16 protein-coding genes are annotated in these 21675 nt (G+C 42.0%); 5 read left to right on the forward strand and 11 right to left on the reverse strand.

Going from position 1 to position 21675, the window contains the following annotated elements; genetic code table 11:
- Positions 1-206: 206 nt before the first annotated feature.
- The 3 genes from CH376_RS15210 to CH376_RS15225 all read right to left on the reverse strand — a co-directional run bounded on the left by CH376_RS15210 (position 207) and on the right by CH376_RS15225 (position 4181).
- Entirely contained in the window at positions 207-881 is a 675-nt protein-coding gene (locus CH376_RS15210) for a response regulator transcription factor (protein ID WP_100785078.1), read from the reverse strand.
- A gap of 216 nt (positions 882-1097) precedes the next feature.
- On the reverse strand, positions 1098-2399 hold the full coding sequence (locus CH376_RS15215; RefSeq protein WP_165781726.1) for a GAF domain-containing SpoIIE family protein phosphatase: 1302 nt from the start codon (positions 2397-2399) through the stop codon (positions 1098-1100).
- A gap of 495 nt (positions 2400-2894) precedes the next feature.
- On the reverse strand, positions 2895-4181 hold the full coding sequence (locus tag CH376_RS15225) for a phosphoinositide-specific phospholipase C-related protein (protein ID WP_100785075.1): 1287 nt from the start codon (positions 4179-4181) through the stop codon (positions 2895-2897).
- A gap of 507 nt (positions 4182-4688) precedes the next feature.
- Here CH376_RS15225 and CH376_RS15230 point away from each other — a divergent pair.
- Both CH376_RS15230 and CH376_RS15235 read left to right on the forward strand, forming a co-directional pair.
- Complete coding sequence (locus tag CH376_RS15230) at positions 4689-5783, forward strand: sensor histidine kinase (RefSeq protein ID WP_100785074.1); 1095 nt, start codon at positions 4689-4691, stop codon at positions 5781-5783.
- Positions 5784-6192: 409 nt separating this feature from the next.
- Complete coding sequence (locus tag CH376_RS15235; protein WP_100785073.1) at positions 6193-7287, forward strand: SH3 domain-containing protein; 1095 nt, start codon at positions 6193-6195, stop codon at positions 7285-7287.
- A gap of 138 nt (positions 7288-7425) precedes the next feature.
- Here CH376_RS15235 and CH376_RS15240 read toward each other — a convergent pair whose 3' ends face one another.
- The 5 genes from CH376_RS15240 to CH376_RS15260 all read right to left on the reverse strand — a co-directional run bounded on the left by CH376_RS15240 (position 7426) and on the right by CH376_RS15260 (position 13182).
- Positions 7426-8502 carry an NAD-dependent epimerase/dehydratase family protein gene (locus CH376_RS15240; protein WP_100785072.1) on the reverse strand — a complete coding sequence of 359 codons (1077 nt, stop codon included), beginning with the start codon at positions 8500-8502 and terminating at the stop codon, positions 7426-7428.
- A 32-nt stretch (positions 8503-8534) separates the two neighbouring features.
- Positions 8535-9458 (reverse strand): MBL fold metallo-hydrolase, encoded by a 924-nt coding sequence (locus CH376_RS15245; RefSeq protein ID WP_100785071.1) that lies wholly within the window; start codon positions 9456-9458, stop codon positions 8535-8537.
- 273 nt (positions 9459-9731) lie between these two features.
- Positions 9732-11069 carry a cell envelope integrity protein CreD gene (gene creD, locus CH376_RS15250; RefSeq protein ID WP_100785070.1) on the reverse strand — a complete coding sequence of 446 codons (1338 nt, stop codon included), beginning with the start codon at positions 11067-11069 and terminating at the stop codon, positions 9732-9734.
- A gap of 90 nt (positions 11070-11159) precedes the next feature.
- Positions 11160-12044, reverse strand: a complete 885-nt coding sequence (locus CH376_RS15255; RefSeq protein ID WP_420843558.1) for a hypothetical protein — start codon at positions 12042-12044, stop codon at positions 11160-11162.
- 28 nt (positions 12045-12072) lie between these two features.
- A complete protein-coding gene (locus tag CH376_RS15260) occupies positions 12073-13182 on the reverse strand; it encodes a catalase family protein (protein WP_100785069.1) in 1110 nt (369 codons plus the stop codon).
- A gap of 344 nt (positions 13183-13526) precedes the next feature.
- Between CH376_RS15260 and CH376_RS15265 the strand changes: the two genes are divergently transcribed.
- A complete protein-coding gene (locus CH376_RS15265) occupies positions 13527-13865 on the forward strand; it encodes an STAS domain-containing protein (protein WP_069606120.1) in 339 nt (112 codons plus the stop codon).
- An 8-nt stretch (positions 13866-13873) separates the two neighbouring features.
- Positions 13874-14467 carry an RdgB/HAM1 family non-canonical purine NTP pyrophosphatase gene (gene rdgB, locus CH376_RS15270; protein WP_100785068.1) on the forward strand — a complete coding sequence of 198 codons (594 nt, stop codon included), beginning with the start codon at positions 13874-13876 and terminating at the stop codon, positions 14465-14467.
- Positions 14468-14479: 12 nt separating this feature from the next.
- Here rdgB and CH376_RS15275 read toward each other — a convergent pair whose 3' ends face one another.
- From CH376_RS15275 to CH376_RS15285, 3 genes are all read right to left on the reverse strand, one after another.
- On the reverse strand, positions 14480-14836 hold the full coding sequence (locus tag CH376_RS15275; RefSeq protein WP_100785067.1) for an LA_3696 family protein: 357 nt from the start codon (positions 14834-14836) through the stop codon (positions 14480-14482).
- Between the two features lie 322 nt (positions 14837-15158).
- Complete coding sequence (locus tag CH376_RS15280) at positions 15159-17399, reverse strand: adenylate/guanylate cyclase domain-containing protein (RefSeq protein WP_100785066.1); 2241 nt, start codon at positions 17397-17399, stop codon at positions 15159-15161.
- 366 nt (positions 17400-17765) lie between these two features.
- Positions 17766-19400, reverse strand: a complete 1635-nt coding sequence (locus CH376_RS15285; protein WP_100785065.1) for an ABC-F family ATPase — start codon at positions 19398-19400, stop codon at positions 17766-17768.
- A 111-nt stretch (positions 19401-19511) separates the two neighbouring features.
- Here CH376_RS15285 and CH376_RS15290 point away from each other — a divergent pair, with 111 nt between their 5' ends.
- On the forward strand, positions 19512-21368 hold the full coding sequence (locus CH376_RS15290) for an OmpA family protein (RefSeq protein WP_100785064.1): 1857 nt from the start codon (positions 19512-19514) through the stop codon (positions 21366-21368).
- Positions 21369-21675 lie beyond the last annotated feature (307 nt).

A 21675-nucleotide genomic window follows, 5' to 3' on the forward strand; every position in this document is an offset into this window, starting at 1 on the left:
TTTCATTGGATTCCTCCCATTTTCTAATCCTCAGACCAAAAGGGCAAACCCAGGTTCCAATTTTTTTAATAAGAATTTTTCGACTTCTTATTAAAAAAATGGAAACCTTTCTCGAAAAGAGAATCTGAAATCTCTCAAGTAATCCGAAAAGGATCAAAGTCTTTTACCCCGATCGCCTCGACAAAACGCAAAAGATTAAAAAAAGATCATTCGTTTTGAATGCTGATATCTTCCTTCTTGATTTCATATTTGATGGCGAGACGATCTCTGAGATTGGAAAGCAGTTGTTCTCCATTCTTATAATAATAAAATTCGGGATTCACTTTGATCACGATGCTTCTCAAACTCGGGAGTTCCTTCAAAAAGAAGGAAACTTCCTGAACCAGCTTTTCAAGAGTTTTACCGAAAGGACAACCTTTCAACTCGATCCCGACTCCGTGACTTGAGCTCGTAAAAGGATGCATTTCAAAAGGATACGCCTTTTTGTCGATAAGCGAATTCACGTTTAGATTCAGACCTTGGCAGATTTTTTCGACTAGGATTTTTGTATCCACCGGCTTTAATAGATATGCGATGAGATTTTTATTATGAACCGCCTGCAATATCGTTTCCTTCTCGTTGCTCACGGTTAAAAAGATAATCGGCGTTAGTCGATTGACTTCGGGGATCCTTTCCAAAAGACCGAGTCCGCTTTGTTTCGGCATTTTATTATCGGTGATTATCAGATCATAACGTTGTTTTCTCAGTTTGATTTCCGCGGCGACTCCGTCCACAACGTGATCCACCTCGAAGTTATATCTTTCCAAATGACGGATGAGAAGTTCCGCGTTGCTTTCGTCGTCTTCCGCAAGAAGAATGGAATAGTTCGGTGCGATTTTCATACGTTACTAAGTCTCCGATAAAAAGTAGCGTTACACTTTTCTTTTGCTTTTGATTTTTGACAATTTATTTCATGAAAATGGCATATAATTTCGAAAATTTGTCTTTACAGCGCGTCCCAAAACCTTATTTTATTTTGTCGGAAAGATCAAGCTGCAAGGTTCTGTCCCAGTTTTGGGAAAGGTTCTTATATTAAGAAGAATTCGTTTAACAAAGAATTATTTTCTTTCTAAGACAAGCAGCGTGAGATCGTCCGAAAAACCTTCGTGTGCGACTCCCATAAAACGATTCACTTCGGAAAAAACTTTGTGACAAAGTTCTTCGAGCGTTTCGTTTTCGGAAGAATCCAAATTGGAAAGCAGACGTTCCTCGGAAAACATCTCCCGGTTTGTATTAAAGGCTTCTATGATCCCGTCCGTGTAAAGAACCAAACGATCTCCCCGATCCAACCGAAACGGGACCGTCTCCAGTTTTAAAGGGATCAAATCCGTAAGCAGGGCGCCCGTCTGATGGAAGACTTGAGGTTTCTTTCCTCTGCTCAACAATACGGGAGGACAGTGTCCCGCGTTAGTCATCCTTCCCTCTCCTGTTTTAACGTTCAATGTCCCGAGAATCGCGGTGATAAAATGACCAGCAAATTTTCCCGCCAGGGATTCGTAGATATGAGCGACGCCATATTCCGGATTTTGAATAAACGACCCCCAATTGGAATAAGACATCTTCACCATCGAAGCGAGCAAGGCGGCCGAAACACCGTGACCGGAAACGTCGCATATAAAAAAACCGAGCGTAAAATTCTCCTCGTCGTAGAGAAAGTCCACAAAGTCTCCTCCGAGTTCCATCATCGGTTCGTAAAGAAATTGCAGATCGAGATATTCGGATTTAGGAAGAGTCGCCGGAAGCAGTGCTCCTTGTATTTTTTTAGCCATCTTGATCTGATGTTCGAGCTCTTCTTTTTGACTGAGAATGATTCTAGTCCGGGTTCTTACCGTATATTCCAGACGTTCATTCGCTTTTTTTAATTCTTCTTGCGCCTTCTTTCTTTCCACGGCTTGAAAGATCCTTGGAATCATATCCGAAAGCGAACCAACAAAAGTTTGTTCCTCCAGCGTCCAGGAATGACGCTTGCCCACGTGTTCGTTGCAGATGATTCCGAGAAGTTTTCCGTCCATAAGAATGGGAGCGTCCAACATGGAAAGAATGTTCAATGGGATCAGATAGTTCGGAGCGAATTCTCTGGTGGACTCGTCGCGGACCGCGTCGTCGGCGACGATCAATCTTTCGTCTTTGAGGACTTCGAAATAACGCGGATAATCTTTTTGAAAAAGCTCCATTCCGGAATTATGGGAGTTTTCGGAGAGGATGAAAAGATCGAGACATTGAATGGAAGTTTTTGTCTCGCTGTAAAACCAGATGCTGCAGCGCTCGCAATCCAAGGCTCTTGAAATCGATTCCGTAAGAACGTGTAACGCGGGAGTCAAATCGCCCTTGTCAAGAACAGGGTTTTTAGCTAAGGACATAAGTTCCCTGTTAAAGCGACGTAAAGTTTCCTCCTTGGTTTGGATTGTGTTTGGCAGCATCGATTTGTTTGAAAATCCGTTTCGCTTGGATTCTTAGAAATTCAGGTGATTAGGCTGTCACAAAAATAGGAAAATTCCATCCATTTTTGTTCTTATAAATCAATTATTTACAACGCCTTCCGATTCTTCATTAAAGGAACGTCTCCGCAAAAACCTCCTAAACTCGGAAGACATATTAATCGGAAATGAATTTTACCCTTGATTCCGCTCCTGAAAACAAAAGAGATCGAAGGAGTTCGACTGTAAAAAGATATTTCAATCTAAAAACGGAGGTTTTGTCGGAGTTCCGACAAAGTCGAAGTGTGAAAAAAAGAATTGAAGTAAAACAGAAAAGAGCCGCTTCGAACGGAAAAACAGAATTCTTATCATGATAAAAAAAAGGGACGGAAGTAAATCCGTCCCAGGAGATTTTAAAAGAGTTCTTTAAGGAATGAATCAATTCCCTAAAAGCCAGTTTCCTTCCGAGGATTGATCCGTAAGATTGATCCAAAGATCGCCGGCTCCGATCGAATTCTTAACCTCTAAGAGTTTTCTGTTTTCATACGGAGTTAAAGGTGCGGAGAATTTATATCGTCCTCCCGTCTCCGAAGAACACTGTGAATTTCCGGAAGACCAAGCACCTCCGCCTACGGTAACATACCAGTTCCCGGAAGAATCCTTACAAGAGAAACGATTCCAGGAAGAACAATTGAGGTCATTCCATCTTCCGTTGGACCATACTACCGCGCAGTGTTCGTTCCCGGCCCAGTTGTTCGGCTCGGAAGAATTCCAAGACCAGATCGCCTTTTTCGCAAAGTCGGGATCGAATTGATCGATACCGAATACGTTTACCTCGCAAGCCAACATAGATTGAATGTTCGCATCGGTAAAAGAACCGCTTTCTTTGACTCCGTCATAAAAGCCGAAGTAGTTAGTGGTATCGTTAAAAAAACGAACCATCGTAGAATTGTAAGTGGTTCTCGAATAATTGCAATCGGGATAACCTTTGAATTCTTTGGGGCTTCCGGTCGAACCTCCGAAGAATATTTTTTTAAAATAGCCGCTCCACTGAGAATCGTAACAGCCGTTGCTCATTAGAAGAATTCGTTTGTTGGAAGCGACCATGTCGCCTAACTTCGGCATATTCTCCGGCGACGGAACATCGGAACAACTTCCTGAATAACGATAAAGCCAAGGATCCAGATAATCTTTGAGAGTTTGAAGCGCTTCCGAAGAATGTCCGTCGAACTTATCTTCCACGTAAAGAACGAGGACTTCGTTGCGGTTCGAGGAGTTGGAAATCCAATTACGAACTTCCTCCAGGCCTTTGTAGAAAGGGCGATCAAAAACGTTACAACCTACGTGGTTATCTTGACCGTGACAAAGAAGAAGCTCCTTACGAGCGTGAGTTCCCAAGGTCCAATGAACGTCCAATTCGATAAAACGAGCTCCCAAACGAAGCTGTTCTCCGATCGAATACTTTTGATTCGGAAAAGCGTAAGAGAAAAAAGGTCCCGCATAGGACTTGCTGTTATACGAATTGTGAGTTCCGTAAAAAAGAGCCCTGTGAACAGGAAGATTCGCGTTTACCTGCGTTTTTCTTTGAATGGAAAGAACCTTGTTTTCGAAAGATTTTTCGAAAACGTCGATCGGATTTTCCGCGACGGCCCCTCGACTTGCATAAAGATTTCCCATCGTTCCCCAAAAAAGAGAGAGGATGAGAATTGATAAAATTCTCTTCATAAGTTTCACCTTTTGTTTATTCGGCTTTCCTCCAAATCGGAGGTCTTCACTTAAAAAAGGATACTAACCGACGAGTTTCAAAACTCACTTATATTCCGCTTACAAAGAATTCTTTTTTCCAAATTGAAAAAATAAACCGAACCGGCTCCGAAAAACCCAAAGACCTCCTCGTGTTTCGGTCCAAAACCGAAAGAACACGGGACTCAAACGCCAAAAAAACGGAGGGCAAAACCATTTATATTATATTCATTTTTCTGAATATAACAGAACCAAACGCCGAAAAGGCGAGTGAAGACTCACATACAAACGCGAAAGTTCGAATCTCGGCCGGAAAGTAAAGTATGCTTATTGAATATTCCTGACAGACTTTTGACACAAAGCCCGATCCGTTTTTAGGAATCGAAATAATTTTTTAATTGGAGAATCCTTTGATGCAGTATACTATTAGATATTCTTTATATTAGGCGGATTTGGAATTTTTTCCGGATCTAAAGCGGATTTTAAAAGATGGAATTGATACAGGAAGCCTTAGACAATGTCGGAGATAAGATAAGATTTGTAGAATTCATTCCCTGTCCAGTATTACTATCTCAAATCAAAGAAGATCGGTTCCAAACCCTCTATCTCAATCGAAGTTTTCGAGAAACAATCGGTTACAGAATCCAAGACATACCGACTCTCGAAGACTGGTTCGCAAAGGCTTATCCCGAGGAAACTTACAGAAGGTCCGTCCGAAACGATTGGTTCTCTGAAGTCGACCATGGAAGAATAAGCGGAAAGCTCAACGCTTCGATAAAGGCGAAAATTCTGACTAAAACGAACGGAGAAAGATGGTTTCACGTTCGAAGCGCGGAATTCGGAGAATTAAACGCGGTAGTATTTCAGGACATAGACGATTTAGAAAAACTTAATATAGAACTCACGCGCACAAATTCCACAAAAACACAACTGCTGTCCATCCTCGCACACGATCTGAGAACGCCTCTGATTCAGATCATTTCTCTGATCTCTCTTTTTAAAAACGAGGATTTATCCGCTACGGATCTTTATCCGTATTTATCGAAACTGAACATACAGACCTATCTAACGATCGATTTGATCGACAACACTTTGAATTGGGTGAAAGCGAACGCGAAGAGCATTTCCATAAGCAAAACTACCTTTTCGCCGATGGAAACCGTTCAAGAATTGATAGCCCTCTACAACGACTACTTGAAACTCAAATCCATAAAAGTCGAAACCGAGTTAGACGAAACCGTAAAAATTTTCACGGACAAAGAAATATTCAAAGTTATCCTCCGTAACTTATTCGTGAATGCTCTCAAGTTTTCAAATCCTGGGGGGACTATCACATTCAAGGCCGAAAGAAAAGAAAATAATAAATATCTAATATCCGTTTTTGACGAAGGAATCGGAATGTCGACGGACGAACTTGCAAAAATCCTATCTAAAGAATCGTTCACTTCTCAAGGAACTCTCAACGAAGGTGGAGCGGGATTGGGGATCAAACTCTGTAGAGACTTCGCAAAATTAACCGATGCGGATTTTTGGCTGGAAAGCGAAAAAGGCAAAGGAACTTCCGCAAATCTTATCTTTAAATAATTTGGCCGCGCCCCTGCGCAGATTTTAGAAAAACGATTCCGCTCAATTTCAGATCCTTATGGAAAATCGATTGATTCCGAAAACGCGCAGGGTCGGGCTCTCCGCTTCGGTCAAGTTATTGTGCTTATCTGAAATAAAATATATCCTCGGAAAGGATCAATAACTTGACCACGCATCGATCCCTCGCGGGATCGTATTCTCTACAACCGAAACAGAGTCCGAAGACGTCAAAGATAACTTCGTAAGATAATCTTAATAAACGCCCAACTCGTAGAACCGACGCAAGAAGAACGTTACGTTACTTCCGTAAGTTTTTTCGTCTCACAGAACGAACCAAAATAATTCTCAAAGAACCAAAAATCAAAAAATAATTTCTTGAAAACAAAGGGTTAAGATCCAGTTTCTTCAAATGCAAAGAACACATTCACAATCGCAGTCTGTTTTATTAAAAAACGCGTTAGCGATTCTTCTCTTAATTTCCTCCCATTTTGTTTTCGCAGAGGACAAACTCTCGCTTCGATACGTCATCACCTCCGAAGGAAAACTTAACGTTAGAGAGAAACCGAAAGACGGAAAAATTCTCTTTCAATTGGAAAAGGGCGAAAGCGTCTGGGTCAAAGAAGATACCCAACTCGAAGAATGGCAGGAAATCAAAACAAAAACCGGCGCCAAAGGATTTGCGGCTTCCGAATTTCTCAGTAAAAAAAAGCCGGAGGAGTTATCGGATGCGAAACTCTTCGGCTCCATAAAATCCGGTTCGGAAGGATCCTGGTTTCGATCTTTAGCCATTCGAATCAAAAACCAATGGTTTTCCGCGAGCGATTATTCCGCCGAGGCTTACTTTCTGGAAAAGAAAAAAATCCAAGACAAGGAAAAAGCCGCCGCCTACGAACGCTCGAACGTCGCCGGCGAATTTTTACCGGAGACAAAGGAAACAACGGGTTGTCAGGAGAACAGAGTAATCAAAGGAAATTTCAATGCGTTTCGAAAAATAGATACGTATCACGATTCCGTCTTTGCAATTTTCGGATCCAAGATCGGCGACAAAGTCAAAGCGGATCGTTACAATCCTTCGGAAAAGGTTTCCAAAATTTTGGACGCTTCCGCAAATTCCATTTTTAAAAAGAAACATCCCAATAAGGCGGAACTTAAATTCTTAAAAAGAGGGGATTTTTATACGATCGATTCTCCCGGAAAAAAATATCTTTTCGTTCGCTACGCGGTCAAAAAGGATCCGGAAGAAAAGTCCTATTATGCGGCGATTCACGAGTTCAACGGAGACGAACCCGGAAAGATCATATTCGAAAAATTTGATATTCTTATGAACGAGCTGACTTTTTACGGAGGACAATATCACTTTATCGACGCCTTAGATCTGGACGAAAACGGGACGCCGATTCTTATCCTTCACCACAACGGCTACGACGGTTATATTAACGAATTTGCAAGAATCATAAGCGGCAAACTTCAGACCATGTTCCTATCGGGCGGCGACGCTTGTTGAAAATTCCTTTTTCAGAAATTTTTTAGTATTTTTTTGAAACGGAAATCTATGGATAAATCGTTTGAATCTCCCTTTCCTTTTATTAGAGAAGGGAGATTTAAATTCGATAGTAACCCGCTTATCTTGGAGCTTAACGCGTCAACCGCCTTTCTTTGTCAGCATCTTCGATGAGACGATTTGTTCGATGTGTTCCGCAAACGTTTCCGAAATCGGACGATACGCAAGCCCCAGATCTTTTTCGCTATAAGAACGATCCAGAACAAAAGAAATTCCCACGTTACGCGAAATATAAGGCCAGGAAAGTCCGAAAAAAGGTCCAATTAAATACGTTATAAATTTCGGAAGCGCCTTTTTGGGTACAGGAAAGCGATTTCCGAATTTTTCCTGAATTTTCTTAGCTACGTCTAAGAACTTCAACGTCTCCGAAGATACGATATGCCTTCCCTTTGCGGAAGGAGTAAAACCCGCTAGGATATGAGCGCGTGCGACGTCTCTCACATCGACAAAGTCGATCGTCATATCGGGAACGCCGGGAGCAAACTTACCGTTGATCATGGAAAGCATAAAGTTCACACTCGTACCGTCCGCTCTTTCGGAAAGAGAAGGCCCCATCACAAAGGATGGATTGATCACGATCAAATCCCATCGATTCTGCGCCTCGGCGATTTTCCAAGCCTCCCTTTCTGCAAGAGTTTTAGAATAAGGATAAGGCTGATGAGTAAGATTGCTCGTGGTGTTCCAATCCTCTTCGGAAAGACGATGACCCGTACGATTGGCCGCGTCGATGTTATCTCCCATCACCGCGGCAACGCTCGAAGTCAGAACGATTCTTTTTACGGAAGGACTTTGATTTGCCGACAAGAGAACGTTCTTTGTTCCGAACAACGCAGGCTCCACGAGTTCTTTCTGAGGATCCTTGACGCCGTCGATCACAAACGGAGAAGCGGTATGGATGATCAATTCCACTCCTCCCTTCTCCTGAATCGCGTTTAAGAACGAACCCTCTTTGAGAAGATCCGCTTCGAAAAATTCCAGTTTACCGGGAAACCTTTCCCCGAGTTTTAGAAGATGGGAAATCTTTTTAGAATCGCCTTTGTCTCTTACCGTCGCTCTCACGGAAAGACCGTCTTCCAATAAATATTGAATGACCCAGGATGCGATATAACCAGCTCCTCCGGTGACAAGCACCGGCTTTGAACGATCGATTTTCTGCATTTAATTTCCCTCGTGTATTCCTCTAAAAACGGTTAATTAGGATTTTCTGATATACTTTGATGGCCGGGGTGAACTTGGATTTTCGGAAATTTCGAAGCGATCTTCTTCAAAAAAGCCAAGGCCTCTTCATTCTTCTCCAAATTCTCCGTAAAATCTCCGGGAGGAACTTGATTCTCCCAACCCCAACTCGTATGGCAAGAATCTCCTAAGATCAACTGCGTTCCGGAGGAACTCTTAATCAAAAACGCAAGACTCCCGCGGGTATGACCTTCCAAGTGAAAGATAAGAAGCGACTGATCTCCGAAAAAATCAAGTGCGCCGGGAGAATTTTCCGTTTCTTCAAACTTAAGCTCCGAAAGATTCGGATTTTCGCCTAACACGTTATCGGTGGTTCCCTGTACGAATGCGTTGATGAATCGTTTTCCGGTCGATTCGTTAGGGCCGACGTAGATTGGAAGTCCGAAGGCGAAGTCTTTGGTTCCCATGATATGATCGAGATGCATGTGTGTTAAAAAAATCCCTTCCACTTTTTTAGGATCTTTTTTGAGCCACTCATCAACCGTTATTCGAATCTTTAAAGTGGCGGTATTCATCGCGGAGGCTACGATGGAAGAAACGGGCCATTCCTTAGGATCTTTTCGAAACTCCTTGGAAATACCGGTATCGATCACGTATCTTCCGAATTTCGGATGATCGATCACGTAAAAATAAATCTGAATCGGTTCCGGCCCAGGCTTTAAACCGGCGGCCTTCGGATCCTTTAAGTGAATCAAGCCGGCTCTTTCCACTTCCCAATCTGCAGCCGTAAATTTTTGAAAGACGATCGGTCCTTTAACGTCCTGACTCAAGTTCTGTAAAGAAAACGGTTTGCCGAGTTGAACCTGTTTAGATTGGCGGGAAGTCACCGAACAGGAAATGAAGAAGATAAGAAGTGAAACTCTAAGGAAATATTTCATAACCTTAGAATTTTTGTTAAAGCGAAATGAGCAAGGTCAATTTGAAACCGTTGTATGAAAAATCCGAAACAAAAAAAGTCGGAAACGATTTTTTTTGGGAACCGAATTCGGATTCGAACGTCGAGGAGAACTTTTATCGAATCGATGAAACGAAAATCAAGTAGACGACTAAGTCGGGCGAGATTCGGATCTTTCGGGTTCTTTACGGTTGAAAAATCCGAATCTCAAAGGGTCGTTCTAAGAAATGAAATTCAAAATAAGAATTTTACATTTTCATAATTTAGAATTTTCATCGGATTCCAAGTCCTGAATACTTCTGGTGAAATACATCGCGACTGCGAGTAAAACGAAAAGCCCAAACGTTCCTACGAGCAACGCAAAGTCTTCCAGCTGAAGCAGCGTAAAAAAGAAAATATAAAATCCTAAAATGGTTCCTCCTGCCACGAGAAACACCGATTCTCCCCTAAAAAACGCCCTCGAATAAAGCGTTACCAGAGCGAGTATCATGGAACTGGATATCCAATAAGACACGTTAAACGGAACATGTTCGGTCAAGGATAGAAGCAGAATATAAAAAAGTAAAACGGCAAATCCCAAAAGTAAATATTGTATGAAATGCAATCTCACTTTTTTATACACTTCGATAAAGAAATAGGTTATAAAAGTGAGGAGCAAAAAAAGTTCGCTGTATTTGGAGGAGCGAATGGTCTTGTGATATTCGTCGACGGGAAGAAGAAAACGAACTCCGAACTTGTAGTTTTGAATCTGATTTGTTTCGGCGATTCCTATGAAGTCCTGAGGGTAGTTTCGATTCAATTCCAGAATTTTCCAAGTCGCTTTAAAACCTGAGTCGGAAATTTCCCTGAAACCGGGTAAAAAGTCCCCTTCAAAAGACGGAGTTTGCCAGGGAGAATTTAGAGTGACCTTGGTTTCCTTGGCCACCGGTAAAAAATACAATTCCTTGCTTCCGTTAAACAGGAGTTTGGCGGAGAATTTTTTGGCGCGGGTCGAATCCCAAGGCAACTTAACGTTGACTCCGGAATTAAAAACGTCGACCGTTCTTGTCCCCGGACCCATTTCCTTTTTTACGTCGCCGATTTGAATCTCGATCTTTTCGCGGATTCCCTTCACGTCGCTGATTCCGAGCGATAGAAACGCTTCGGACCATAACAAATCCTTATTGGAAATCGGAAGCGAATGCTGACTAAGAGGAGCAAAACTTCCGCGAATTTCAAGATCGGCCTGATACAACGGAACCACATAGATTCCCCTGTATCTTTTTTCGGGTTTTACCGAACCTGTAATCTCCAAATCCTCCGGAAGAAAGTGCGCATAACGTAGAATTCTTTCGTTTTCTCCGTTCGTATTTTGGATCGTATCATAAAAAGGGACGGACACCAGCGGACCGCCTATGATTTGGTATTCCCCCCATTTGGAGGTGACTTCTATTTCAGCTTCGTTTCGAGTTTGTTCCCTTTCGTGAATCAGGGAAGAAATCATGGAAGAAGGAATCAAAAGTAAAAGCGCCAAAATTCCTATTCCGATAATTCTTATCGTAAGGGAATTTCTAAACCAGGCAAGAATTTGTTGAACCGGTGTCTTTGCGTCCATTTCTGAAAACTATATTCGAAGCAGAGCTTGTCAAGATTTCTATCAAACAATGGATCTCGAAAGAATCTTCGTTCTATAATTCGAGAATAACTAACGTGAAAGGACCCATTCTCCTTGAATCTTTGATAAAAAGAGCGGGACTGAAAATCCGATCTTCTTACTTTCAATCGGACTCTTCCCCGTTTTCGTAAAAACTGAAACAACTTTCTTATTCGCGATCAATTGATATTGAAGATCGTTTAACTCAAGTTTATCGAGCTTACCTCCGACGCTCTTCAAAATATCCTGAATTCCCTTCTTAAGATCTTTGATCTCGTCTTCCGGCGAAATATATCTTGCTCTTGCAAATTCTTTGGTTCGAAACTCCATCAACTGAAAAAGTTTCTTTTCATCCTTTTTCTGAAAGCCGTTGAATAAATCAGCGATAAGTTTTTGAATCTTATCCTTATCATCCGCGGTTAATTGAATTTCTTCGGCGAGATTCCAAAGATCCGAAGGGGGAATTTCGGCCGGAGTAAAACTGATCTCTTCTTCCAAAGGAAGTTTCATTTGGGCTTCCTTTCCTTCCTCCCATTCGAAAGCCGCGATCTTTTGACCTTCGTCCGGAAATTGTCCCCTTTGTCCAAGGTAAAGAATTGCTTTAATACGAGGAGAAACTACGTCTTCCTTTTTCTTTCTAAGACCTTTGACTTTGATCTTATTGACTCCGGGAAGAATCCAAACGTTCAAATCGATCTGACCGCTTACGTCGTCCATTTTAGATTCGGAAAGAATGGGCATTCCGTTAAACTCGATCGAGCCGATCAACCCCAACTTAGAATAGACGAGGTTGTAATAGCCGCCTTGAGTTTGGGAAAACAGAGAAACGCTCAAAAGAAAAAGGAAAACAAAAAAAGCGTTTTTACTAATGCGAAATCCATTGCTAACGATCCGAGTATTCACGGAAGAAATGTTATCATCATATCGGTTTTTCATAAAATTCTTATGTTTCCTCCCGACAAAATCACTTCGACGGCTCGAACGGTTTGACGCCGTTTTGATCCCTTCTGTATTTTGAAATCGTTTCGTAGGCGAGCTTTCTCACGCGATTGATTCCGCCTAACGGACGATGTTCCGGTAAACTATGCCAAGGATTAAAAGAAAGGTTTTCGCAGAATCGATCCTGTTCGGAGGTCGCAAACTCTTGAACCGGAATTTCGATTTTTGCGACGGAAACAAAAGGAGAATCGGTTTCGTTCCATTGAACGGCAGGATCTTCGACGGGCATGGAAATCGGATTCCCTTGTTTTTGAATCATAAATTCAAAACACGCGGACTTTTCCTTAAGATGGGAAATCATCGTTTGACGGAGATAATTTTCGGAAGGAGATTCCGGAACCGGAAGTTCCTTAGTTTCACAAGGTCTCGCCGAATATTTAACCGCAACGGATTCTTTTCCCAAGCGATAAGGAGTCGTACTCCAATAACGAATCTCCAATACGTCCGGAATTTTTTTTCTACGGATCGAAACGGATTCTTTCAAAGCGGTGAGCTTCCAATTCCAGGGTAAACCGCCGAAAAAATAAGACATCGGCTTCTTCGCGAAAGCGGCTTTGAATAGGGAAAGATATTCGTCAGGCGCACCCGCGGGCAAAACGGGGTGATTGATCAGAAGAAAATCCTGTGTTCTTTTTTCATCCTCCGCCAATTTAGGGCCGTCCACTCCCATTAATTTGATCCCCATTCCTCGGATGTCTCCTTCAAAGTCCGCCTTTTTAGTGATCGAGCCGTTGGAAAATCGGATCCAAACCGGATACGTTTTAGAAGAATTGAATATACCAAATCTGAGTTCCTCCGGAACATCCGAAGAAACCGCAAAAGAACCTTTCACACAACCGTGAGCGAAAGGGTGCGCGTCCCTCTTAGCTTCGGAGCCTTGCGGATATTTTTCTTTCAGAGAGGAGATCAAAAGTGCGAGCGTTTCTTGAGTTGTTTTTTCTTCGTCCGGAAAAACGAATTCTTCTCCGGGTTTTGTATCTTTCGGAATCGCCACTCGGGGTCCTTGTCCGACCCAATAAGACAAAATTAGTAAGAATAAAATTCCAACTGTTATAAATCCGATTTTCTTTAACATCATTTGCTCCAACCGACTTGAATGGTTTCGAGGATAAAATCATAGATTTAGGAAAATTCTTCTCTTTTATTTTGAAAAGGGCGCTCCCTTTTAAGTGAAAGGAATCAGCGTTCTCAAATTCGAAAGAATCGGAGACCTTTCAATTCTTCCAGAGTTCCTTTTTCATTCGATAATCTGATAAAAAACTGTGAAGACGAAGGTTTGGAAGAAGAGAATCTCCGATTCTCCATCAAGTGACATAGAAAACGACAGAATTAGAAAAAAACGCGTCAAAAATCCCGTTCCGGTTTAGTTTTTTAGTTGAAAAACCGAAATCAAACAGCCACAGAAGTAACGGGACACCCATGGAAATAACCGTACAAGACGATATTCACATCATTAAAATTGCCGGATCGATTCTTCAATCCGATAGTGAAGAATTAGACCGAAACCTGAGTGAACACAACTTTGACCCTAGCCCGAAGATCATCATCGATCTTACCGAAGTCAGCCATATCTGCTCGACCGCGTTAGGCATCATTGTCTCCTACAAAAAGAAATTCAAAAGTGCAGAAGGCGATATCATCATCGTGGTCAACGACGAAGACCTTTTGCAACTTTTCGAAATTACGATGTTAGATAAAGTTTTCAAAGTAGTCCCGAACATTGAAGACGCTTTTGACGAATTCAAACTAAACCGTTAATTCGCTATTTGAAGCAGCTTGCTCTCGCCACAAACAACGCGCACAAAGTAAAGGAAGTCGGCTCGATCCTCGGAGAGCTCGGAGTTCAGATTCTTACGCCAAAGGATCTGAACGTTGCTTTTGCCGCGGATGAAACCGGCTCCACTTTTTCCGAAAACGCTCTCATCAAAGCGAGAGAGCTATTTCGTCTAACGCGACTTCCTTCGATTGCGGACGATTCTGGAATTTGTGTCTCCGCGCTCGATGGGGCGCCGGGCGTTCATTCCGCAAGATTCGGAGGGGAAGGACTCGACGACAAAGGGAGGGTCCTTCTCCTTCTGGAAAAATTAAAAGGGAATCCGGACCGAAACGCGCACTATACGTGTGTCATCGCGTATGTGGACGGAACTACGGAAAGAACGTTTGAAGGAAAGTGCAAGGGGAGGATTTCGGAAGAATACGACACGAGCGGTATTTACGGATTCGGCTATGATCCGATTTTTATTTTCCCCGGATTCCAAAAACCTTTTTCACAGGTTCCGGACTCTGAAAAAAACCGGGTTTCGCATAGAAAAGAAGCCCTTCAACAGCTTCTTTCCTTTTTAAAAACCAATCCAATCTGATCGATTGATACATTAGAATTTTATGATGATCGCAAATGCTCCGATCAATCCGATAATCGCTCCGAAGACCCATTTCGTTTGAGTAGCAATCGCCTTGTGAATCTCTGCAATTTCGGATTTCATTTCCGATCGATGATCGGCGAAATCTGCTCGAAGATCCGAAAAGTCCGAGCGCAGACTCGACATTTCCAAACGAATTTGATTTGTCTCTTCCTTGAGAATACTACCAAATCGATCCTTAGCGATTTCGATCGTATTCGTTTGACTGTTTCCAAAGGAATGATTCAGAAAATCCACAAATTCTACCGTACCATCCTGACCTAAGACCTCTCCCAGACGTGTGGGAACTTTTTGAACTAACGCTGACATAAGCATAAAATGCTCCTAAAATAATTTTCGGGCAAGAAGTTTTCTTTCTCCCCATAAACTACGGTTCCAAAGCGCATTCAAAATATTCGATTTTTTGAATTTATTTTACAGAATTGTATTCAATAAATTCAGTATCTTTTTACGAAAAAGAAAATCCTCAGATAAAAACAATTTCGATCAATAATAAATCGCAGGATAAAATTTAAATTCGAGTTATAAATCAACAAGATCTAAAAAAACCAAGAATCAAACTTTTGATTCGAATCTCTAAATTTAATTTCAATCCTATCGACAACTTTCTAAAAAAAGAAGTTCGATCCGATTAGACTACGTTATTCCAACTGTGTCTTGCGCCTTGATTGATCGCCTGTTCACAGCGTAGAATATACAGATGAGTGGCTCTGTCATCGACATTGATCTCCTGTACTTTTCTCATGTATTCTATGCAGCTTTCATAATTCTGCTTCATATATTCGAGGACGGCTTTTTCAAAAATAGGTTTTGTGTATAATTTTAATTCCAAGAGCGAAGGTTCCGAACCGTCCACGATTTCATACACACAAAGATGATCGCTTTTCCCCTTTACCGTGATCGTATCCAATAAGCGATAATTGTATTTATCCGGATCGGGAAGCCTGTACATCGTTTGTTCGCTGATTATGATCTTAGAACCGTAAATTTTCGTTAAACCTTCGATTCTTGAAGAAACGTTAACCGCATCCGAAATCACGGTCCCTTCCATCCTCTCATCGCTCCCGATCGTTCCCAACATCATCTTTCCGTAATGGATTCCGATTCCGATCGTAATCGGCATATAATTGGATTTAAGGCGGTGTTCGTTGTACGTGTTCAGATAATTCTGCATTTCTATCGCGGCATCTACCGCATTTTCCGGGCTTTCCTGAAACAGCGCCATAATCCCGTCGCCGAGATACTTATCTATATATCCGGAATGGGACTGAATGATCGGATTCATTCTTTTGAGATAAGAATTGAGAAAATTAAAATTTTCCTCCGGGGTCATTTTTTCCGAAAGTTGAGTAAAAGAGCGGATATCCGAAAACATAACCGACATCTCCTTTTCGATCTGATCCCCTAAACTTACTTCCAATATGGAGTGTTTTCCTAAGTTGTTTAAAAACTCCTTCGGAACAAAACGCGCGTAAGAAGTGTAAAGTTTCGTTAATTCTTCATTCTTATTGTATAATTGTTCGTTGAGAGTTTCGGTTTTAGAATGTATCTGCGAAAAACGGATCGAAAGAGAAAATGCGATCGAAAATAAAAACAGCAAAAATCCCAACTCCATAAAGGAATTCTGATTTGTATAACCCATATAAGAAAAGAAACCGTGCAAAAGAGAAATCAGAAGTATAAAAAAACCCGCCAGTAAAACCTTGCTCTCGTATCGATTCTTATTCAAATTCCGAATCGTATGATACAAGCCGTGAAATATCGAAAAGAAAATATTTACTATAGAAAGCGGAAGCAGATTCCTCCAGAAAAGTCCGATAAAGGAATACTCGTTCTTTCCGAAAAAAATGGGAATATAAGACAGAATGAAACACGCATAGATCACCGACGCAAAGGCGATAAAAAGCCCGGAAAGAAATGAAAGATCGGATTTAAAAAAATTATGAAAGAATAGAATCATAAAAACTGAAAAAAGAATAATTCCAGTCCCGTTTAAAAATTGATTCAACCACGCGTCGTTATAAAACCAATACGTAAGCGTTCTATATCCTAACGTTTGTATCCCTCCGAGAAGACAAAGAATCCCAAAGTAAAGATAATGTCTTTCGGTCTTTCTAACCGAATAAAATAGAATGTGATAAAGGCCGCTGAAGGCAAAAAAGCCGAACAGGATCGAAGCCCAGATCAGATGAAGATTGAATCGTTTCCTTATATTCTCTTCCAAACCGATATAAAAATCGGTTAGAGCAAAACCTCCCAATCCTCCGGCGCTTCTCACTCTGACCGAAATCACGTTTGGAATTCCGATTTTTACGAGGGAAGAATCGATCGTGTAAACGTCGTTTCTCGTATCCGATGCGACGAGATTTCCGTTCTTCGAAATTTCTCCCTTCTTTCCGATCAGACGTCCGTTCAGAAAAAATTCATGCGCGTTTTCGATATAAGGAATCATGACCGCGAGATTCTTACCTTCGTATTCGGGTGAAAGAATAAAATTCATTCGAAACCATCCGACGCCGTCGTAGTCGTATCCTTCCAAATGCCAACTCTTTGCGACTTCGAAGAGATTCCAGTGAGTGTGAAAATAATCGGAACCGGAATAGGAAACCTCGTCCAAGGCCTTAAAATACCAGCTTCCGTTCATCGAATAATCTCGGGCTGGATTTTCCATCTTTAAGGTTCCGAGTTCCACTTGGGCTTTCAATTCCGTCAAAGAGATCGTGAAAAGAAAAACGCATAAAAAGAAAAATGACGCAATCAAACCGATTCTATATGCAATTTGATGAATTCCCTTTTTATTTGTTTTTGTTTTTAAAAGGTATGATCGAGTTTGTTTTGTTTTGTCCGCTGCGGTTGAAGGCTTCGAATTCATTATTGTTTAATTCTTATTCCAATTTTGTACAAATAGGATAAAAAGAGAGGATTAGACAATTCGAATAAGATCTTATCAACCGATTCCTAATAATCGTTTTCGTCTTTTTTATCTTCATTGAATTGTAAATAAATTTTAAACAAAAGCTACTGCATTTATAAATGAGTTTTAAACAGAATCCATGTCGCATTAATATTTATAAGTCTGCAATTTAACGGAACGAGAGAATGAAAAAGTCGCGTGTTATTGCGGAAGGCTTAGAATTTGCACAAATAAAAAAGCCTATTCCGGTGTTTCGAAATAGGCTTTGTAATCCCCCGATCGGAAAATCGAATCGATTGAGAAGTAAAAAATTTGAAGGTTAGATCAGGTTTCCGCGAGAACGGGACCGCCGGACAATCGTTTGTAAAATTCCGCTCCTTCTCTTTCGAGAAAATCTTCGTAACTTCCTTTGAAGTCCCGAATTCCTTCCGTGGAAACTTCAATCACTCTGGTAGCAAGAGAGGAAACAAACTCGCGGTCGTGCGATACAAAGATCACGGTCCCTTCAAAGACGGATAACGCGTAGTTCAAAGCCTCGATCGTCTCCAGGTCCAAGTGGTTCGTGGGTTCGTCGAGCGCGAGAAGATTGTCTCCGGTCATGATCATTCTTCCTATGATGATCCGAGACTTTTCTCCTCCGGAAAGTACGCTCGTCGGTTTTTTAGCCATATCGCCGCTGAATAACATTCTTCCTAAAATGGCGCGGATTTCCTCCATCTCGGTGCCCGGATCCGCATAACGATAAAGCCATTCCACGATCGTGTCCGCGTCTTCGACAATTCCTTCCCTGTGATCCTGGGGAAAGATGGAAGCGGTTACGGAATCTCCGATGATTACTTTTCCGGAATCCGGTTCGAGTTGCTTCATAAGAGTTTTTAGAAGCGTAGTTTTTCCGACTCCGTTGGTTCCGATGATGGCGATCTTTTCACCCTTCGTGATGTTTGTCGTAAAATCCTTGAAGATCGGTCGATCATAGGACTTGGAGATATTCTCCGCGAGAATCACGTCCTTGCCCAAAGGTTTTTTGATTTTAAAACGGATATAAGGAGAAACCCGAGAAGAAGGTTTAACGTCGTCGAGTTTGATTTTTTCGATCTGCTTTTGTCTGGAAGTCGCTTGTTTCGATTTACTCGCATTCGCGCTGAATCGGTTTACGAAGTCCTGAAGTTCGGCGATCTTTTCTTTCTTACGTTTGTTTTCGTCCAGAAGTCGTTCGCGAGCCATCGTGGAGGCTTCCATATAATCGTCGTAGTTTCCGGGATAAACAGTAAGTGATTGATAGTCCAAATCCGCGATATGAGTCGCGATCGAATTGATAAAGTGACGGTCGTGCGAAATCACGATGACGACGCCGCGATAGTTCGTTAAGAATTCTTCCAGCCAGTGAATGGTCTTGATATCCAAGTGGTTGGTAGGCTCGTCCAAAAGAAGAACCTCCGGTTTTTCAAACAAAACCTGAGCCAATAATACGCGGAGTTTAAAACCTCCGGTCAAAAAAGAAAGAGTTTGTGTATGACTTGGAGTGGGAATTCCTAGACCTTCGAGCAATTCTCCCGCGGTGCTTTCCGCTTCGTAACCGCCGAGTTCTCCGTATTTTTCTTCCAATTCGGAAACTCTCATCCCATCCTCGTCCGACATTTCCGGTTTGGAGTAGATCGCGTCTCTTTCCTGTGAAACTTCCCAGAGTTCCTTATTCCCCATGATTACGGTATTGAGCACGGTTTCGTTTTCAAACTCGTAGTGGTCCTGTTTTAAATATCCGACCTTCACGCCCGCGTCGATGGAAACCGCGCCGTTTGCGGCTTGTTCGAGACCCGCGAGAATTTTCATAAAGGTGGATTTACCGGACCCGTTCGCGCCGATCAATCCGTAGCGGCAGTTCTCCTTAAATTTAACCGAAACGTTTTCAAAAAGAATTTTTTTACCGAAGTTTAGGGTTAAGCCGGAAGTGCTGATCATCTGAAAATACCTGCCAGGGGGAGAATCATGACCATGATTTTCAAGGTAGGGTTTTTTGCCAAGAAAAAGGAGAATTAAGAAGTTTTGAAATTCTTCCGAAGGTTAGAGTGTATGCGTTCCAAACTTCGATCCATTCTTCCTTTGATCCTAAGTTTTCCCTTCCTTACGGGTCTTCAGGCCGAGGATAAATTATTTACCGGAAAAATTCTTCAATTCGGGAAATTGTTGAGTACGGAGAACGCATTCATCCCGATCGAGTCGAACGAAATCACCGCGGAACTTTCCAAACTCAACGATAAGACCGTTCGAATTCTTTGCAGCATGAAGGGTTCTACGTGCAACCCGATCCGTTACGAAATCTATCCGTTTCTCAGCTCGAACGAAATCAAACCTTGGACGATCAAAAAAATTCCGGACTACGTAAATCATAATATCTTCGCGTTCAATCCTACGGCTTCACCCGATGGAAAATATCTCTTTTGGACCGCTTACATCAAACGGGGAAAATCCGGAACTCAGAAGATATGGTATTCCAAACTCGACGAAAGAGGATTTTGGGAAGACGGAAAAGAGATGGGTTCTCCTCTGAACAACGAGATGCCTTCGGCGGTGATCTCCGCTCTTCCCGGAGGAAACGAACTTTTCGTCTTCGGAACGTTCGGCGAAAAAGAATTGTTGGACGAACTCGGCAAAGAATTCGAATCCAAGGGAGAAGTCGCCGCACGTTCTTCCAAGAACTCGAACGAATATAGAAAAAAAATCGAGGAACTCAGAAACGAATACGACGACAAGACGAGAGAGATCACAAGAAGAGTTCCCCTCTACAAAAGTTTTAAAGAAAAGGGTTCCTGGTCTAAACCGAGTATATTAAAATTTCCTGATTTTTATAATCTCTACAGAAAGAAAAACGATTCAAGTCAGGAAGTCTTCGGAGGTTCCACTCTTTCCTCTTCCGGAAGAATTTTGATTTATTCTTCTCAACATAAGGACGCCAAAGGAAAGCTCGATCTTTACGTGAGTAAAATGTTATCCGATGGAACCTTTCCTCTCGGAATGAACTTGGGCGAGGTGATCAACTCCGAACATGAAGAGATGGCTCCGTTTCTAGCAAGCGACGATCGAACTCTTTACTTTTCCAGCGACGGACAAAAAGGACTTTCCATTTATATGACAAGAAGAATCGGAGATGGCTGGGACCAATGGACCAAACCTACCGAAGTTTCCGAAAATTTAAAAGGCGTGAATTTCTTCTCCATTCCCGCGAACAGCGACTGGGCTTATATCAGCAAAGAAGGCCAGTTATTTATGGCGTATCTTCCGAAAGAAATGCGTCCAGATAAGGTCGTCGTGGTCAACGGCAAGGTGGTCGATACGGAAGGAAATCCTCTTTCGGCGGACATACATTATGAATCTTTAAAGTCTCACGAAAAAATAGGAAGTGCGAAAAGCGATCCTTCAACGGGTAACTTTTCGATAGTTCTTCCCTTCGGCGAAAACTACGGTTTTTATGCGCAGAAAAAAGGATATCTTCCCGTTTCCCAGAATCTAAATCTGAGTTCTCGGAAATCAATTCCCGAAAACGTGGAGGTCGTTTTGCAGCTGCCTCCGATCCAAGAACGGGGAACGATTCAAATCAATAATTTATTTTTTGAATCGAAAAGTTTTCAGATCGCTCCCGAATCCGCTCCCGAACTCGACAGACTCGCGGAAATCGTAAAAGAAAATCCGGAAATCGAAATTCAGATCGAAGGCCACACGGACAACGTCGGTAAGAAAAAAGACAATCTTCTTCTTTCCGAAAAACGCGCGTTAGCCGTCGCAGAATATCTTTCCAAAAAACACTCGATCCCGATGCGAAGAATTCAGACTCGCGGCTTTGGAGACGGCGTTCCTTTGTATAAAAACGATTCGGACGAAGGACGTCGTAAGAATCGAAGAGTGAACTTCACGATTTTGAAAAAGAAATGAGGCAACGCGATTTCCGCTGAACGGAAAACCGTTCGGGTGGATCGAATTGCTTGCCAATTATAAACGGGAACCGCGGGAGTTCCCACAGATTCTGTCTCTTACGAAACCTATTGAATTTTGAACCGACTTATCGTTGTTAAACTTGCGTATGAGTTCCTACTTTTTTAGGGTTTTGAGAGCGTTTTAAATTTTGTCTTATCAAAATTTTTTTTTGCGGAGTTCCCGCGTTGATTTTTCTTTCAAAGGATCCGCCTCTTAGAGTCGCTTTATAGGAGATCCTACAAAAGTTTAATTTCAATTTCACATT

Origin of the sequence: Leptospira adleri (assembly GCF_002811985.1) — a bacterium.
Taxonomy (GTDB): Bacteria; Spirochaetota; Leptospiria; order Leptospirales; family Leptospiraceae; genus Leptospira; species Leptospira adleri.